19 protein-coding genes and 1 riboswitch are annotated in these 15,858 nt (G+C 43.6%); of the genes, 14 read left to right on the plus strand and 5 right to left on the minus strand.

Annotated features, from left to right (window positions below):
- Positions 1 to 13 precede the first annotated feature (13 nt).
- Positions 14 to 1,456 carry a glycogen synthase GlgA gene (glgA, locus tag C0638_RS19695; RefSeq protein WP_013371439.1) on the plus strand — a complete coding sequence of 481 codons (1,443 nt, stop codon included), beginning with the start codon at positions 14 to 16 and terminating at the stop codon, positions 1,454 to 1,456.
- Positions 1,457 to 1,544: 88 nt separating this feature from the next.
- Here the strand turns inward: glgA and C0638_RS19700 are convergent, their stop codons facing one another.
- Both C0638_RS19700 and C0638_RS19705 read right to left on the minus strand, forming a co-directional pair.
- Positions 1,545 to 2,615, minus strand: coding sequence for a glycine-rich domain-containing protein (locus tag C0638_RS19700; RefSeq protein WP_058712420.1), 1,071 nt, complete (start codon positions 2,613 to 2,615; stop codon positions 1,545 to 1,547).
- 39 nt (positions 2,616 to 2,654) lie between these two features.
- Positions 2,655 to 3,833: a M20 family metallopeptidase gene (locus C0638_RS19705; protein WP_058712421.1), complete on the minus strand. Its 1,179-nt coding sequence runs from the start codon at positions 3,831 to 3,833 to the stop codon at positions 2,655 to 2,657.
- 148 nt (positions 3,834 to 3,981) lie between these two features.
- Between C0638_RS19705 and C0638_RS19710 the strand changes: the two genes are divergently transcribed.
- The 3 genes from C0638_RS19710 to C0638_RS19720 all read left to right on the plus strand — a co-directional run bounded on the left by C0638_RS19710 (position 3,982) and on the right by C0638_RS19720 (position 7,240).
- Positions 3,982 to 5,445: an ABC transporter substrate-binding protein/permease gene (locus C0638_RS19710; RefSeq protein WP_013371436.1), complete on the plus strand. Its 1,464-nt coding sequence runs from the start codon at positions 3,982 to 3,984 to the stop codon at positions 5,443 to 5,445.
- Positions 5,432 to 6,154, plus strand: coding sequence for an amino acid ABC transporter ATP-binding protein (locus C0638_RS19715; protein ID WP_013371435.1), 723 nt, complete (start codon positions 5,432 to 5,434; stop codon positions 6,152 to 6,154). The genes C0638_RS19710 and C0638_RS19715 overlap by 14 nt, the downstream gene beginning before the upstream one ends.
- A gap of 243 nt (positions 6,155 to 6,397) precedes the next feature.
- A riboswitch (cyclic di-AMP (ydaO/yuaA leader) is annotated at positions 6,398 to 6,565 on the plus strand.
- Between the two features lie 6 nt (positions 6,566 to 6,571).
- Complete coding sequence (locus C0638_RS19720) at positions 6,572 to 7,240, plus strand: 3D domain-containing protein (RefSeq protein WP_013371434.1); 669 nt, start codon at positions 6,572 to 6,574, stop codon at positions 7,238 to 7,240.
- Positions 7,241 to 7,437: 197 nt separating this feature from the next.
- Here C0638_RS19720 and C0638_RS19725 read toward each other — a convergent pair whose 3' ends face one another.
- Positions 7,438 to 8,244 carry a polysaccharide deacetylase family protein gene (locus C0638_RS19725; protein ID WP_058711190.1) on the minus strand — a complete coding sequence of 269 codons (807 nt, stop codon included), beginning with the start codon at positions 8,242 to 8,244 and terminating at the stop codon, positions 7,438 to 7,440.
- Between the two features lie 302 nt (positions 8,245 to 8,546).
- Between C0638_RS19725 and C0638_RS19730 the strand changes: the two genes are divergently transcribed.
- The 5 genes from C0638_RS19730 (at position 8,547) to C0638_RS19750 (ending at position 12,161) form a co-directional block, all read left to right on the plus strand.
- Positions 8,547 to 9,569, plus strand: a complete 1,023-nt coding sequence (locus C0638_RS19730) for an NADH:flavin oxidoreductase/NADH oxidase (RefSeq protein ID WP_058711191.1) — start codon at positions 8,547 to 8,549, stop codon at positions 9,567 to 9,569.
- An 86-nt stretch (positions 9,570 to 9,655) separates the two neighbouring features.
- Positions 9,656 to 10,324 (plus strand): PspA/IM30 family protein, encoded by a 669-nt coding sequence (locus C0638_RS19735; RefSeq protein ID WP_013371430.1) that lies wholly within the window; start codon positions 9,656 to 9,658, stop codon positions 10,322 to 10,324.
- Between the two features lie 129 nt (positions 10,325 to 10,453).
- Positions 10,454 to 10,861 (plus strand): DUF350 domain-containing protein, encoded by a 408-nt coding sequence (locus tag C0638_RS19740; protein ID WP_013371429.1) that lies wholly within the window; start codon positions 10,454 to 10,456, stop codon positions 10,859 to 10,861.
- Between the two features lie 24 nt (positions 10,862 to 10,885).
- Positions 10,886 to 11,392, plus strand: coding sequence for a DUF4178 domain-containing protein (locus tag C0638_RS19745; RefSeq protein WP_058711192.1), 507 nt, complete (start codon positions 10,886 to 10,888; stop codon positions 11,390 to 11,392).
- Positions 11,393 to 11,405: 13 nt separating this feature from the next.
- Positions 11,406 to 12,161, plus strand: a complete 756-nt coding sequence (locus C0638_RS19750) for a DUF4247 domain-containing protein (RefSeq protein WP_025674568.1) — start codon at positions 11,406 to 11,408, stop codon at positions 12,159 to 12,161.
- Between the two features lie 136 nt (positions 12,162 to 12,297).
- Here the strand turns inward: C0638_RS19750 and C0638_RS19755 are convergent, their stop codons facing one another.
- Positions 12,298 to 12,525, minus strand: coding sequence for a helix-turn-helix transcriptional regulator (locus tag C0638_RS19755; protein WP_013371426.1), 228 nt, complete (start codon positions 12,523 to 12,525; stop codon positions 12,298 to 12,300).
- 262 nt (positions 12,526 to 12,787) lie between these two features.
- Between C0638_RS19755 and C0638_RS19760 the strand changes: the two genes are divergently transcribed.
- From C0638_RS19760 to C0638_RS19770, 4 genes are read left to right on the plus strand one after another with little or no spacing between them, the layout of a single operon-like run.
- Positions 12,788 to 13,501, plus strand: a complete 714-nt coding sequence (locus C0638_RS19760) for a hypothetical protein (RefSeq protein WP_040103619.1) — start codon at positions 12,788 to 12,790, stop codon at positions 13,499 to 13,501.
- 28 nt (positions 13,502 to 13,529) lie between these two features.
- Positions 13,530 to 14,000: an accessory gene regulator ArgB-like protein gene (locus tag C0638_RS26215; protein WP_369126322.1), complete on the plus strand. Its 471-nt coding sequence runs from the start codon at positions 13,530 to 13,532 to the stop codon at positions 13,998 to 14,000.
- Positions 13,973 to 14,104 (plus strand): hypothetical protein, encoded by a 132-nt coding sequence (locus C0638_RS26005; protein ID WP_013371424.1) that lies wholly within the window; start codon positions 13,973 to 13,975, stop codon positions 14,102 to 14,104. Before C0638_RS26215 ends, C0638_RS26005 begins: the two co-directional genes overlap by 28 nt.
- Positions 14,105 to 14,109: 5 nt before the next feature.
- Positions 14,110 to 14,844, plus strand: a complete 735-nt coding sequence (locus C0638_RS19770; RefSeq protein WP_013371423.1) for a hypothetical protein — start codon at positions 14,110 to 14,112, stop codon at positions 14,842 to 14,844.
- Between the two features lie 269 nt (positions 14,845 to 15,113).
- On the opposite strand, the gene C0638_RS19775 is transcribed toward C0638_RS19770, so the two are convergent.
- A complete protein-coding gene (locus tag C0638_RS19775) occupies positions 15,114 to 15,329 on the minus strand; it encodes a helix-turn-helix transcriptional regulator (RefSeq protein WP_016820733.1) in 216 nt (71 codons plus the stop codon).
- Between the two features lie 88 nt (positions 15,330 to 15,417).
- On the opposite strand from C0638_RS19775, the gene C0638_RS19780 reads away from it, so the two are divergent.
- Positions 15,418 to 15,657, plus strand: a complete 240-nt coding sequence (locus C0638_RS19780) for a helix-turn-helix domain-containing protein (RefSeq protein WP_058711193.1) — start codon at positions 15,418 to 15,420, stop codon at positions 15,655 to 15,657.
- Positions 15,658 to 15,858: the final 201 nt, after the last annotated feature.

Genomic DNA, 15,858 nt, shown 5'->3' on the forward strand with positions numbered 1-15,858 from the left:
GGAGGAAGCACATATGAACATTTTGTTTGCGGCAGCAGAAGCACATCCATTTATTAAAACAGGCGGGTTGGCTGATGTTATTGGCGCACTGCCAAAGGCACTTCATCAGGCAGGGTGTGACGTCCGAATCATCTTACCTAAATATGCGGGTATTCCCGATACCTATAAGAAGTCTCTGCGTCCGGTAACGGTCAAGCATGTAGCTGTAGGCTGGCGTGATCAATATTGTGGAGTAGAGGAGCTGACGTTGGACGGGATCAGGGTTTATTTTATAGATAATGAATATTACTTCGGTCGTGACGGTATTTACGGTTATATGGATGATGGCGAACGCTTCTCCTTCTTCAACCGGGCGATTTTGGAAGTGCTGCCTGAACTGAATTTTCGGCCAGATATTGTGCATTGTCATGACTGGCATACGGCGATGGTTCCGCTACTTCTGAATGCCGATTATCGACATTTGCCCTTTTACAACGATATTCGCACGGTGTTTACGATACATAATCTGTTGTATCAGGGTGATTTTCCATATGAGGTCTTAACGGAGCTGCTTAACTTGGATGGAAGCTATTTTACCCCCGAGGGTGTGGAGTATTATGGCAGACTGAACTTTATGAAAGGTGGGCTTACTTACTCGGATCATGTCACGACCGTGAGTCCAACCTATGCAGAGGAAATTCAAACTGAATTTTACGGATACGGACTGGAGGGTCTACTTCGTAAATTAGGACAGCAGGGACGCTTAACGGGGATTGTGAATGGAATTGACACCCAAAGCTACAATCCTGCCACAGACAATCGTATTTATACGAAATACCGCACAAGTCTGGCAAAGAAAAAGGAAAATAAAATTGCTCTACAAAAGGAGCTGGGTTTGCCGGTGCGTCCGGACGTACCTATGATTGCCATGGTAACCCGGCTTGTGGATATGAAGGGGCTAGATCTGGTAACGAGAGTGCTTGACGAAATTTTGTATTATGATGATATTCAGTTTGTCGTGCTGGGAACAGGGGACCCGGCTTTTGAGCACTGGTTCCGGGAAGCAGCGGGACGATATCCTCTGAAAATGTCAGCGCAGCTTACTTTTAGCGAACCACTGTCACGAAAAATATATGCGGCAAGTGACATGTATCTTATGCCATCGAGGTTTGAGCCTTGTGGGATTAGTCAACTGCTGGCGCTTCGTTATGGAAGTATCCCCATCGTGCGAGAAACTGGAGGGCTGAACGATACTGTGCAGGCTTACAATGAATCTACAGGTGAAGGTAACGGTTTTAGTTTCACGAACTACAATGCACATGACATGCTGCATACCATTCGTCGTGCTGTTCATTACTATCGTCAACCTGAGCATTGGAACAAGCTTACACAGACGGCCTTTGCAGGAGAGTACAGTTGGGATGTATCGGCCGAGGCGTATATGGATATTTACCGTTCGCTAGCAAAGACCGATTAAACAGCACATAAATACCATATTTATGCTAATGAAAAAGGGAACTCCTTTAGCCATGGTTTGGCTGAGGAATTCCCTTTTTTGTTGCTGGTCAGTCGCCCCCGCCACCACAGCTGCTTCCACACGAAGACCCGCTACTACACGAGGAATGGCTCCCGGAATCGCCTGAATCGTGGTGAGAAGAGCCTCCACCATGAGAACTGTCATGGGAGGAATGATGGTGCGAGTGGTGTGTATCCCAGTTCGAGCAGCCGCTTGCGGAGCTACAGCCGGATGAGCTGGCTAGTGCGGCACTGTTTGTAGAATCTGGATGCATGTGTATGGCAAATTGTTCAGGTTGATACCATGAATACCACACAGCAGCCAATAGCAGATAGTCAACCTGCAAATAGTTGACCTTAGGTAGCTGCTTGCCCTCCGGATCATTTACAGCTTTATTTACCCGCTCACGGAGGTGTTGGATTATCTTATGAACCGCTTGTTGTGCTTGCTGTGAAATGTCTACATTTTCATGGGAATTCCATCGGTCACCTATTGGCTGCGTCGAAGCTGTCAGTTTGTAATAGTGTGAAAGCTCATCGTTCGGTAGCGGATGATTAAAAAAAGTTCCCCACAAACTGGCACTATAACGATTCCAACCAAAGCATTCCACATACAACCAGTCAAACCACGCCCGCTCCTCTGGCATCGGCTGAGAGCCGCCCGAATGGGGTGCATGGTGAAGCATACGACCAAAAAAAGCTTCGGAGAATTGCTGGTATTCACGCGTAAACATTAACATTTCGTGCCATAGTTCATCCACATCACTACTGAACATAGGCACCCGATTCATAATGGCGCATAGCATGAAGTATCGTTTTAGCTCATGCCAGCGCCAATTATATTCTTGCTCCGTCAGGCTAGGATTGGCGTCCATGACACGTTGCTTTACGTTATGAGCATAGGAGGCTGGAATGGATCGCTCCAGCAGCTCCTTCAGCTCCGTAATCTCTCGATGACGCTCCTGCGTGAGTGACGAAGGAGACGGAGAGCTAAGGAAAAATGCATTCCGGCGCCGCGTACTTCTGTTTCCACGATTCCTGCGTATAGCACGAAATATAAACCAAAGAATGATGAGCCCAACCACAATAAACAACGTCCAAAAGCTAGTCATACTATTCATAATGGCACTCCTTTCTAAAAGAAGACGGCATTTCCGATTTTAGCTTTTGCTATTCAGTAGAGCGAATTCTTTTTTAATCTGTGCCAGCAGCTCAGAATTTGTGATTACATCGCAAGCCGTCCATGCCAAGGTTCTCGCGGCCAAGAGCATTCCTTCCATTGCGCGGTCCTGCATTGCTAAATCGCGGAATTCTGGTGTATGCAAGGCATGCTTCTCGTCAATAACTTGAATGTACGGGTGGATCGCAGGGCAATGAAGTGATACATTTCCGATATCCATAGAGCCATGATCTTCACCCTCCGTAATATCTTCTTGCGCAATGCCAGCCTGCACCAAATTTGCGGTAAAGGTGTCGGAGAGTACACGATTAGTCACCATTTCATCGTAAGAAGTCTCATAATTGGAAGTTTCCAAACGACACCCGGCTTGTAAAGCAGCTCCTTCAGCAATTTGAACAACACGGCGGGTAAGCGGGTTCAGCTCTTGGCGTGTAGCGGCCCTCACGTAAAATTGGGCTGAGGCGTAATCAGGAATAATATTGGCAGCCTGCCCACCCTGATTAATGATGCCATGGATACGTACCGTACTTTTCACCTGTTGCCGAAATGCGTTAATCCCGTTAAACGTTTGAATCACAGCGTCCAAAGCATTAATCCCTTCGTGCGGACTGGCCGCAGCATGAGCGGATTGACCAAAAAATTCGAACTGCACAGCATCAATCGCTAGCGATTTGCCTGATTTTTCGTAGCGGTCAAAGGGATGTGTCATCATAGCTATGTCGCAATCATCAAACAACCCGGCCGCCGCCATCGGAACCTTTGCACCGCGTGTTTCTTCGGCAGGTGTGCCGTATACACGTACTTCTCCACCAGTCTCGTCGATAATTGATTTGAGACCGACGGCAGCGCCTGTACTCATCATACATATCAAATGGTGCCCACAGGCGTGTCCTAGCCCTTTCAGAGCGTCGTATTCTGCCAGAAAAGCAATGATTGGTCCAGGCTTTGTTGCTTTGTAAGTAGCAATAAAGGCTGTTTCTATACCCAATACGGGTGCCTGAACTTCAAATCCGTGAAAAGCAAGTTCTTCTTTTAAACGGGCAGAGGCCAGGAATTCCTCGTTTCCAAGTTCAGGGTTTGCGCCAATATATAACGAAATGTCCTTAAACCGCTGGGCGTGCTGTTCAATGGTGTGTTGAATGGTCTGTTTGAAATTCATGCTAAAAACTCCTTTATATATGCTGTAATGTAGGTACTGCGATAGATATACTAAAATTGTACTATAAGATTCATTGCATAATCATGCATATTCATTTATAATGACACAATCTTATTTATTATAAAGAATTTAAGGAGAGAAAAAAAGATTGAAAAAGGCATATCGTTTTACCGCCCTGGTTTTGTCGGCGGTTATCTTGCTGTTGGCTGGTCTTCCCATGCTCACTGCATACGGATCGGAAGAAAAGCCACAGAAAAAACTTGTAGTGGGCATGAGTGCTGACTTTCCGCCGTATGAGTTTCATAAAGTTATTAACGGTCAGGATACCATTGTTGGGTTTGATGTTGAAATTGCCAAGGAAATCGCCAAGGATCTGAATGCGGAGATGGTCCCAGAGGACATGAGTTTTGACTCTTTGCTGCCTGCTCTGCAAAGTGGTCGCGTAGACTTGGTACTGTCCGGTATGACACCGACGGATGAACGCAGAAAGAGCATTGATTTTTCGGATGTATACTATCGTTCCAAGCAAGTCATTATGGTACGTCCAGAGGATAAAGACAAATATTCAACGATGGCTGCTCTAAAAGGAGAGAAGCTCGGTGCGCAGAAGGGAAGTATCCAGGAAGAAATTGCGCAAAAAGTGCCTAATGCTTCTGTGACCTCATTGGATAAAATATCCGATCTGGTACTCCAGCTTCGGACCAACCGTATCAACGCGGTTGTAATCGAAGATACCGTTGCTAAAGGATACACACTAGACGGTACCGTAACACTTGCCAAGGCAGTACCTGAGGATGAAGGAGCAGAAACTGCTGTAGGCATTCGTAAAGGAAATGCGGAATTGCTTGCTTCAGTAAATAAAACGTTGGCTCGCCTGAAAGCAGACGGTTCGATTGAGAAGTTTTCTACAGAAGCAAGTGCACTGTCTGCAGACCGACAAGTTTCTTCGAATAGCATTGTAGATATATTTTTGAAATATCGCAGTTTCTACGCTACGGGTATCGGCTACACTCTATTGCTGTCTGCGCTTGGAGTACTATTCGGATTCATTATTGGTCTGATCATATCTTTGCTGCGGATGAGTGGGATTCGTATTATCGAGTGGTTAGGTACCGCATATGTAGAGATACTGCGTGGCACACCTATGCTGGTGCAGCTCATGATCATTCATTACGGAGTTGCTTTGACGTTGGGTGTTAATTTTACGCCACTCCAGTCCGGCATAATTACGTTGTCACTGAATAGTTCGGCATATTTGGCTGAAATTTTCCGTGCTGGTATTCAGGCAGTAGACCGTGGACAGATGGAAGCTGCCCGCTCGCTCGGGATGGGACGAGGCAAAGCAATGCGTCATGTCATTTTACCGCAAGCATTTAAATCTATATTGCCTGCTATTGGTAATGAGTTCATTACGATTATTAAAGAATCATCTATTATTTCGACCATTGGGATGGTGGATATTATGTATCAAGCCCAGGTCATTAAGAATATTACCTACGAAGGCTTGAGTCCGTTCGTAATCGCAGCCGCTATTTATTTTGTAATGACATTCAGCTTATCTAAGCTGTTGGGTTTATGGGAAAGGAAGTTGAGAGCCAGTGATCACCGTTAAACAACTGCGTAAATCATTCGGTAAGAATGAAATTTTAAAAGGCATTGATATAGATATCGCCAAAGGTGAAGTAGTCGTCATTATCGGTCCGAGTGGTTCAGGAAAAAGTACGTTTTTGCGTTGTATGAATCTGTTGGAACAGCCAACAGAAGGGGAAATTTTGTTTGAGGGTGAGCCGATTACGGCCCGTGGTCATAATATTAATGCGACTCGGGAGAAGATGGGGATGGTTTTCCAGCATTTTAATCTGTTTCCGCATAAAACAATACTGCAGAATCTGACGCTTGCACCAACGCAGGTGAAAAAGCAGTCGGGGAAAGAAGCGGAGAAAATTGCGCTGGAGCTCCTGCGGACCGTGGGTCTTGAGGATAAGAAGAATACCTACCCGAACCAGTTATCTGGCGGTCAAAAACAACGTATTGCGATAGCACGTGCTTTGGCCATGCAGCCGCACGTAATGCTGTTCGATGAGCCTACTTCTGCTCTTGACCCTGAAATGGTTGGAGAGGTTCTGGACGTGATGAAGAAGCTCGCTGAGGGCGGCATGACGATGGTGATCGTGACGCATGAAATGGGCTTTGCCCGTGAGGTAGGGGATCGAATCATCTTTATGGACAACGGTCAAATTATAGAACAAGGTACGCCTGAGCAAGTATTCGGTACTCCAAGCCATGACCGTACCCGTGATTTTCTTGCTAAAGTGCTGTAAGAAAATGCTTTTATGAAATATTAACAAAGCCCTCTCGTGATGATGTTTCACGGAGGGCTTTTCTCTTTTTGTCACCATATCTCCATATTTTCGTAACAGAAAACGGATTCTTGATGACAAAATTGTAATGAGTATAGTATGATATTCAAGGTTACCAACATTTTCATGCAGATAAGGTTACAAAATTGTGATATTATGCAGTGAGCCAAAACTTACCGGGGCAGCAGTAATGATAATAAATACTCAGGTGCTGGGCTCAAACCATGGGAAGTGCGGGGGACGTAACAACGGCAATGATTCCAATGCATCATAAGATGTTGTGGATATGCCTAGGGGTGAATTGCACAAGCATAGGGCTTCTCCTGAGTCCGAATCCGACAGCTAACTTCGCAGGCATAACAGAGGAGGTACATATCTTTGAAACATTTAAAACATATTGGACAAACTATGAAATTTGCGGTGCTTGCTGCAGCTATTGCAGGGCTGGCACAGACAGCTGGAGTAGCAGATGCTGCTTCGCTTCATACTGCCAAAGAAGGCGATACCTTCTTTTTGCTTGCTCAACGTTATGGGGTATCAGTAGATGAGTTGACGAAGGCTAACCCGGATATTGCGTCCAACAACATATATGCAGGTCTGCAAATTAAAGTGCCAGACGAAAAAAGTGTAAAGGCGGCTTCGGATTCGAAGCCACAGCTTCTTACAGAGAAAGCACCAGCGAATGAGAAGCCAACAATTGAAGCATGGGGCAAAACATTCAATTACAGTAAAGTAGTTGATGTTAAAGCTACAGCATATTCTGCCGCAGCTGATGAAAATGGCAAATGGGGTGCGGTTGATTATTACGGCAATCCGCTTAAGCTAGGTACAATTGCGGTAGACCCGAAAGTCATTCCTATGGGAACAAAGGTGCTAGTTACAGGTTATTCCCATCCCGGATTGCCAGATCATTCTTTTGTGGCCGTTGCCCGTGATCAGGGCAGTGCTATTACCGGAAAGCGGATTGATATCTTTATCCCTGGCAATAAATCATTCGTGAACGACTTCGGCTTCCAGAATGTGAAACTGTACGTCATTGATAAATAGCATTGTGCTTATGTATGATTTGATTAAACATAATATAAGTTATGTAAACTTGATCTATCATACAACATATAACTGGGACGACTTTTTATTAGGCCCGGTCGTTTATCGCTAAAAAAGGCTGTCTTACAAGCAGAAGCATTCTGTTCGTTAAGGCAGCCTTTTTACGTTGTTGGTATATTTGAAGCTTAGACATACTGTTATTTTCGTTCCGATGTGTGAAGTAGCCGGGGGACAGTGACAAATTTGTAGCCCTTAGCTTTTAGAGAGTGGATTAGACCCGGCAAAGCTTGGACAGTGCCTTGCAAGTTGGAACTTTGACCTCCACCTGCATGCATTAAAATAATGGAGCCAGGTCCGGTAGCCGGGATCACGTTGCGCTGAATTTGTGTTTTGCTTAATCCCTTCCAGTCTAGAGAGTCCACATTCCAATTGACGATCATGTACCCATGACGACGTGCCCACTGGATTTGAGGCTCCGTGATTTCACCATAGGGTGGTCGTATCAATCTGGGTCGAAAACCTATGCTGGCTTCTAAAATGCGTTCTGTTTTTGTAATCTGGTGGCGAAAACGTTCTGGTGTGGCCTTCCTGAAATCCGGATGAGTATAGGAATGGTTTCCTATAGCATGACCTTCGCGGATGATGCGGCGTATGATCCCCGGATGCTTTTCCGCACGGTGGCCGACGATAAAAAAGGTAGCTTTGATACCGTTTGCGTGTAATACGTCCAAAACCTGCGGCGTATACCTTGAATCGGGCACATCATCAAAGGTTAAGGCAATTTGGCGGGTGTGCGGGCCGCACATTTTAAAAATGTCCGCATGCTTTTTTCGTAGCATCGCTAATGTTGGAGTAGCTCGATCTTTACTTTGATATACCGAAGTAGCGGCAGCAGCTTCCTTGGGATGGGGCGTTCGAATGTTGGGAGGCGTGTCCGCGTGAACGGGAAAACTTGAAAATGCTAGTAACAGTGCTAAACATGGCAACACTCCCCTGTACCGCATTTGTATTCCCCCTTTCCGTGCAGTGGTACCTAGTGGGCTCTCAGCTATTATGTACCTGTCCTATTAAAATTATGCTGGTGATTGAGTGAAGCCCTCCACGGCTGAAGAGAAGTACATCATGAAGCGGGTATCCGTGAAGATGACGAAGTAAACGTACATATTCTCTTAAACATGACCGAAAACTGAAGCATTTTCGCAAGTTTTAGCCTTACAAAGGATTCGGTATGCCGTGACAGCTGGTGTATAATGGGGATGCTATTCATAATGATACATACTTGGAATTGAGGGAAGGATGGATAAAAGTGACCGACTTGTTTACTCCTTATCAATTAAAGGGGCTTTCATTAAAAAATCGGATTGTCATGCCCCCAATGTGCCAATACAGCGTGGAGGCCAAGGACGGCAAACCGACGGATTGGCATTATGTCCATTATGTGAGTCGCGCGGTAGGAGGGACTGGGCTCATAATTGTGGAAATGACAGCGGTTCATCCAGATGGACGCATTACGGATCGTGATTTGGGCATTTGGAGTGACGAACATATTCCTGCATATCGCAAAATTGTAGAGGAAGTCCACAAGTATGGTGCCAAAATTGCCATTCAATTAGGCCATGCCGGACGCAAGGCCGAGGATGCTGAGACACCTGTAGGCCCGTCCTCGATCCCCTTTAGTGAACGCTTTAAAGATCCCCACACTTTGACGAGAGCAGAAGTCAAGGAACTGGTTCAGGCCTACAAAGAGGGGGCTCGCCGGGCGGTAGAAGCGGGTTTTGACACGGTAGAGATTCATGGTGCTCACGGCTATCTGATCCATCAATTTCATTCCCCTTTAACCAATACCAGAGAAGATGAGTATGGGCAGGATTTGTCACTGTTTGGTGTTGAGGTGATCCGTGCTGTTAAAGAGGTACTTCCTGCTGATATGCCTGTGCTAATGCGGATATCTGCCAAAGAATATGTCCAAGACGGATATGATGTTGAATACATAGCAGCCATAGGGGAACGATATCGTGATGCAGGTGTGGACATTTTCCATATTTCTTCTGGTGGTGAGGGTCCGATAGGCTCCAGCGGAGGCCCGTCTGCGCGTGCTGGTTATCAGGTCGATTTGGCTCATACCGTCCGTGAAAAATTGAATGTGCCTGTCATTGCTGTCGGCTTATTGGATGATTATGAGGATGCCCGCCGAGTCGTTCAGCAAAATGAAGCTGATCTGGTAGCCATAGGGCGTGCCATGCTGCGTGATCCCTATTGGGCGCTGCATGCTTCACGGGCGCTAAAAGTACAGGCAGATATCCCAGAGCCTTATCTACGCGGTTTTTAGATATTTTTGAAACCTCTTTGCAAAGCTTGCGTAAACATGTGTACAGAGCTTAAAATTTAAGCATTCAATTCTAGGAGGAACTTCACATGTCTATTTTCAAACGATTAAGAGATCTTACGATGTCTAACATTAACGCCATTATCGACAAGGCAGAAGATCCAGTTAAAATGACGGATCAATACATTCGTGATATGCAAGAGGATCTGGAAGACGCAGAGAAAGCGGTAGCCGCTCAAATTGCTATTGAAAAGAGATTCAAACAGCAATACGAAGAACAGGCAGCTTTGGTGAAAAAACGCGAAGAACAGGCTCATACGGCTGCAAAAGCACAAAATGTGGATCTTGCTCGTCGTGCGCTGGAAGAAAAGAAATCTGCCGAACAAAAAATGAACGAGTTCCAAGCTGGTTATGAGCAAAACAAAGCTGCAGCTGACAACCTGCGTGGTAAGCTGGATGAAATGCGTAGACAGCTGACTGAAATGAAAAACAAGCGCGAGACACTGGTTGCCCGTTATAACGCAGCTAAAGCGCAAACTGAAATTAACAAAGCTATGAACGGTTTTAGCTCGGATACGGCAACTGCTGGATTGAAGCGTATGGAGGAAAAAATGCTGCAAGCAGAAGCACGTGCTGAAGCGAGCAACGAAATGGCTTCCAAGGAAAAATCGCTGGATGAAGAGTTCAAAGAGCTGGATAAGAAAAGTGCTGTGGACGATGAACTTGCTGCTTTGCTGAAACAATACGAAAACAAATAAGAACTTTTAAGCATTGCCGCTAGTGTGATGGCTCAGTAAGCGAAGGAGAAACGTTTTCTCCTTCGCTTTTCCCTGCCTGGGGGCGTAAATTAATATATGTATTCAAGAAGATGTGGAGGATGGTAGCAAATGCATTTTTTAGAAACGATGAAAGCGATGCTGGTATGGACGGGCGCGGGTGCTATTTTGCTGTTCGTATTAATGTATGTCGATTCTTTATTTACAAAGTATAAGGATTTTGCCGAAGTAAAAGCCGGAAATATGGCCGTAACGGTACGGATGATTATGAAGCTGATTGCACAAGGATATATTTTATCAGGTTCAATTGCTACAGCTAATAATTTGCTCGAAGCGCTTGTGTATTCTGTGATTGCCTTTATTATCCTGCTTGTTTTAGAAGTGATTGTGCGCCTGCTGTTGCGGTATTGGGCACAGTTTGATCTGGATAAAGGTACCCAGGAAGGTAAAATTGGTTTCGGTCTGTTTTCGGGAGCGCTGCATTTGGTTGGTGCCTTAATCATTACAGCATGCTTCTAGGCAAAGTAAGGAGGGAATATGACCATGAGTGTATGGAAACGAATTTCAAATCTATTTGCCAAACCTGAACCGCCGAAAGCGGAAAAAAGCATGCTTCACTTAAATCCAGGGGATATTTGTGAGGTGTCGCTTGTCACCTATGAAGTGGTAGGTCGTGTACATAATCGTGCTCGGAATGCCGTTGTTTTGACGCTTCAGGATGGTAATCAAGTGAGTTATCTTCATATTGAGGAACGGGAAACACTGCAATTCGGGCTTTATCAGGCCATCGATGGCAGACTAGACAACCCGGAGGAAGTACCGACCATTTTAGAACTGGATAATATAACGTATCATTTGGAAGAACAGTATTTTGGGCATGTTACCGTTATGGGCCGTGCTCCTTTCCGGCAGGGTGGAGAGCAACATGTTTGGCAGTACCAGTCTGATGATTACCATCTATTGCGGGTAGAATGGCAGGACGGTCGCTTTATGCTTTATGAAGGAGAAGAAGTGATTACCGGAGACGTCAAGGTTATTCGGGCAAGCTAGGAGAGGGTTACACATGAGCAAACGCACCTGGCAATATGCATTAAAGGTCATTGTGGCGCTGAGCTTGTTCGTATCCGTGTTAAGCGGCTGCGGCGCGCCAAATGTGAAAGATACGTATCCGCTGGAATCCGTTAGTGGTAGCGGAAACTCGACCTCGTACGTGTATCGCGCAGCAGGCAAAACGGTTCCCGAAGTAGCGGAGGAATTGAAAGAACAGCGTACACCGGAACAAATGTCACCTCAGAGCAATGAGCGAATGTTTCTGGTATATAGTGATGAGTGGTACCATTTGCAGCAGGATCCAGCTAAGAAGGAAGACACACTCATTGAAATTGACAGTAAAAAGTATGTCGAGCAAAATTACAGTTCCAGCTTTCTAAAAGGATACTTAACTGCAACTGTGCTGGATGCTCTGTTCGATTCGTTGCGGGGGTCTGGCTCCTATCGAGGTTATTCGAGCAGAGATGTATACCGACCTTCACAAGGGCAATATCGTGCTCCAACAGCACAGGAGAAAAAAGCGATCCCACCGATAACGGTGGAGCGAAAAGGCTCAGTTACCCGTAGAGGGAAAAATTCGGATTCCAGCGTTGGATCAAGCGGGAGTTTATTCGATAGAGGCTCCAGCAGTTCACCGAGCAGAGGCTCGATTTCACGTGACCGAGGCAGCAGCGGCGGTTCCAGCATATTTGATTCGCCGCGCAAATCGTATAGTAAGCCTAAAACACGCAGCGGCTCAGGTAAAATTAGCCGGCGTAGTCGACGATAATGGTAATACTTTATATTCTTCTAAAGTTGTTTGCGGAACTGTGGAGCTGATGCACAGTTCCTTTTTGTTGTTTGATATAACCTACAGTGAATTGAACGGATGCTCTCACTTCGATTTTATTACCGTCTACTTTGACCTACACTTGATCAGAACTTATGTGCTCAATGCCATCGTCTTCAATGATGTTGCTTTTTTTGATATGGAGATGACGAGCTATCTTTTCTATAGCACCCATTCGTGGTTCAGAAAGTCCGCTCTCCCAAGCTGAAATTGCTTTATTGGTAACCCCAGCGATCTCAGCAAGCTCTTGTTGAGTCAAATGATATTTTATACGTAATTTTTTAAAATTGTCACTTAAAGCCACTATAATCCCTCCACCCCAAATTAAGTAGATTATAACCTTGATATCGAAAAAAAACCAACATAATACATTGGCAAAAACAACGTCGCCCACTTGGGGGCTTTTTTATTAGCACAAATGGATATAGAATTTGAAGAAAAAAGTCAAATGGAAAAATATTTACCTCAAATTGCACAAAAATTACCAGTTTACTAGATTATTTCATTGCCACATCTATTAGTAAAATATACAATTACATCAGGCGAAATAGGAGGATGATGTAACTGTGTTATCTGCTTTTTTATATATTTTACTTGGTTTTTTCGATGCTTTAGCGGCAGTTACTTTGGTCTTGAAGCTTTATATGCTTCCGGTGTGGGAAAATCGAAGAAAAATACTTTTCTATGCAATTGGCATAGCTTTCTTTTCCTTTCTCATGAGAGAAGTTATAGGCATGCCTAAATTTGATTTTCCGCTTCAGTATTTGTTAATGGTTCTCTTTTTAAGATTTGGTTTAGGGATCAAAACATATCTTGCAGCATTTTCTGCTGGTTCTGGTCTAACAGCTTACATTAACCTACAGCTATTTGTATATATATTTGCAAATTTTTTCGGAGTAGCACAACCTGATATTATTAATAATACTTCTGGTTCTTCCATTTACGTTATACAGTTAGCTTCTATTTTTACTGCGTACTTTATTTCTTTTGTCATGGGGAAATACAACTTTGGTTTCTCATTTATCATTCAGCCCCCACATGATTTTTTGAAAGGTGAAAATTACCTATCACCCCTTAATAAAATGTTCATCATAGGCTCCCTAATATCATTTGTCACTATTCTTGTTACTTTGTATATGCTCTATAACTCCAATACGATAGGACTACTTTCCATCTCATTGCTAACTTTTGGAATTTCGTACTTCTTTTCAGAGAAAGGAGATTACGAGGATGCTAGAAACGCTATCGAGGCACATCGCATCAGAAATAAAGAAAGCTGATCCTGATGGACCTACAAGTGTAGAAGTGATGGAGTATGCGATTGGTATAAAAATAACCGAAATTTCGGCAGTACTAATGGTTGCAGTTATAGCCTGGATAACAGGACATTTTTGGGGGGCATTACTAGCTCTGGCTACGATCATGTTTGTAAGGAGATTTTCAGGTGGGGTACACTTCAGCAACCTTACCCTTTGTGTCTGTTTTACAACGGCCATATGTGTAACTATACCTTTTGTTTCTTTAGGTTTATCAACAATTTTGATAATTAACGCTTGTTCATTATTAGTGTTTGTAGTATATGCTCCCAATCATTTTATCTATATTAATAAGACCAAATATCACAAGTATTATAAAACGATATGTATTTTGGTTTGCATATTAAATTTTTTTGTACAATCTCACATAATATGTTTATCTATAGTTATACAAGCATTCAGTATTCTTCCTTTATGGAAAGGAGGTGAGCGAAAATGGATAAGAAATTGGCGAGAGTTTTAAGTATAAGCCTTGGGAAATACGCTAACGAGTCTACCAAAAAAGAAAAAACAATATTTGGCGCTAAACCGGTACCAGCTGAGCTGAAGAAGACAGAAAAGAACTGAATTTAATGGAAGAGGGAAAGCGAATCCTAGCCACTCCATTGCTTGATGACAATTCACTTGGAGATTGCTCTTTCTTTTGTGAAAATCACCTAGTTGCGATTGAATTGTGGAAGCCTAAAAGCAATTATCACATCCCGCTTTTTCATACTTCTCATGGAAGATTTACAGTTCCCACCACCCTCCATGAATGTTCCGTAGGCTTACCCACTTTTTGCAATTTGGACGGATCTAATTTGGTTAACATCACACAAGTGGACAAGATCGTTACGGGAGATTATGGAGGGGGGCAGGTTGTTTTTAAAAATCAAGACATCAAAGAAAGTATAAATTCAGCCAATTTATCTCGATGGAAACAAATATATGCGGATGCAATGAATGCCGATAGAGAAATTCGTTATATTTTCGGATCGGAAATCAAGGTAGTGGGTAAGGCAACAGTGAGCGGTTTTTTTAAGGTAGGGAATATGCTTAGTGTGGATATGTGGGAACCTAAAAAAAATTACTATGTCCCGCGTTTCCACTCTGGAGATCGCTCTTATACAATCGGGCTAACCGCACAGGCTTGCAGGGAAGCTTTTCCGTATCTATATCCAGCTTATAAAGATACCCTGATAAATCTCGACTTGGTTTGTGAAATTGAGTCTAACGCATTTGGAGGGCTGGTACGATTCGAAGGATCTGACTTCACTTGCTCGATGTCTCATAATAAACTTAAAGCGCTTAAAAAACTGTGGAAATGACCCATGAAAATTCAGGGGTCATTTTTATTACCAGATTTAAATGAATAAGTCAATAATCAGTTAGACTAGGATAAGCCGGACGGGTTCGATTTAATTCGACATATTTCCCGTTTTTAATCATTTTCCATGTGATAAAATTGATTATGAAAAAAATAACAATCTTTTAAATTAAGGTGAAAACAATCTACATATAAGAAAAGGAGGGTGAAAGCGGGATATATATTGTAAATGCCGGCATGTACAAATGCCCCGAAGGAAATGCCTGTTTGTCAGGCAAGTTCCCACTCATATAAGTCCTCAGCTTTACACTCCAATATCCTAGAAATGAGGACTGCCGCCTCGAATGACATTTTGTCACGTCCCGCGATCCAGTTGGATATTTGTTGCCGCGAATATCCAGTTCGTCGGGCGAGCCATGATTGAGTGCGTCCATGAGATTTGAGCTCCTCTTTCAAAAGGCATTTCCCCCGAGTAAGTTTTTGCACCTTACTTGCTCCTAACAGGGGAAAAGTGTTTCGTTCAGAGTATACAGGTAAATTACTTTTTTATCAATTATATTGTGGAGTTGATTGGATGGTTGCAGATAAAAATGAAAATGTAACTTGCACTAGCTTTTATACAATAAAGATGGCACGACTCGCTTCAGGATATAGTGAGTTAATAGCTTGCAATATACTTGGTATGTCAATGAATGAATTAAAACATATAGAGGAAGATTCATCCGATTTAACAATAGCTCGAGCGCAGCAAATGTCCTCGTTATATGAGGTTACAATAGATTCAATCTATTTCGGTAAAAATAATATAACCTAATATACGTAGAAAACTGACGTGATGACATACAAAACCAAAAACCAAGGATTAAAATCTACCAAAAACAGCCGCGATATGATATTCAGGCTGTTTTTTGGCGGATAGAGACTTGCAGCAATCCAATAAATACCGTTCGGATTTGCCAGATAACGGTTTTAGCGTTATAACAGAAAGAGGGTATTTTAGAAGAACGGAGTGAGA

The sequence above is a fragment of the Paenibacillus sp. lzh-N1 genome, from assembly GCF_002872435.1.
Lineage (GTDB): Bacteria > Bacillota > Bacilli > Paenibacillales > Paenibacillaceae > Paenibacillus > Paenibacillus polymyxa_C.

Coding starts and splice junctions, on each gene's coding strand:
- glgA (WP_013371439.1), top strand. CDS start 14: ATGAACATTTTGTTTGCGGCAGCAGAAGCACATCCATTTATTAAAACA.
- C0638_RS19700 (WP_058712420.1), bottom strand. CDS start 2,615: ATGAATAGTATGACTAGCTTTTGGACGTTGTTTATTGTGGTTGGGCTC.
- C0638_RS19705 (WP_058712421.1), bottom strand. CDS start 3,833: ATGAATTTCAAACAGACCATTCAACACACCATTGAACAGCACGCCCAG.
- C0638_RS19725 (WP_058711190.1), bottom strand. CDS start 8,244: ATGCGGTACAGGGGAGTGTTGCCATGTTTAGCACTGTTACTAGCATTT.
- C0638_RS19735 (WP_013371430.1), top strand. CDS start 9,656: ATGTCTATTTTCAAACGATTAAGAGATCTTACGATGTCTAACATTAAC.
- C0638_RS19740 (WP_013371429.1), top strand. CDS start 10,454: ATGCATTTTTTAGAAACGATGAAAGCGATGCTGGTATGGACGGGCGCG.
- C0638_RS19745 (WP_058711192.1), top strand. CDS start 10,886: ATGAGTGTATGGAAACGAATTTCAAATCTATTTGCCAAACCTGAACCG.
- C0638_RS19750 (WP_025674568.1), top strand. CDS start 11,406: ATGAGCAAACGCACCTGGCAATATGCATTAAAGGTCATTGTGGCGCTG.
- C0638_RS26215 (WP_369126322.1), top strand. CDS start 13,530: ATGGAGTATGCGATTGGTATAAAAATAACCGAAATTTCGGCAGTACTA.
- C0638_RS26005 (WP_013371424.1), top strand. CDS start 13,973: ATGGATAAGAAATTGGCGAGAGTTTTAAGTATAAGCCTTGGGAAATAC.
- C0638_RS19770 (WP_013371423.1), top strand. CDS start 14,110: ATGGAAGAGGGAAAGCGAATCCTAGCCACTCCATTGCTTGATGACAAT.
- C0638_RS19780 (WP_058711193.1), top strand. CDS start 15,418: ATGGTTGCAGATAAAAATGAAAATGTAACTTGCACTAGCTTTTATACA.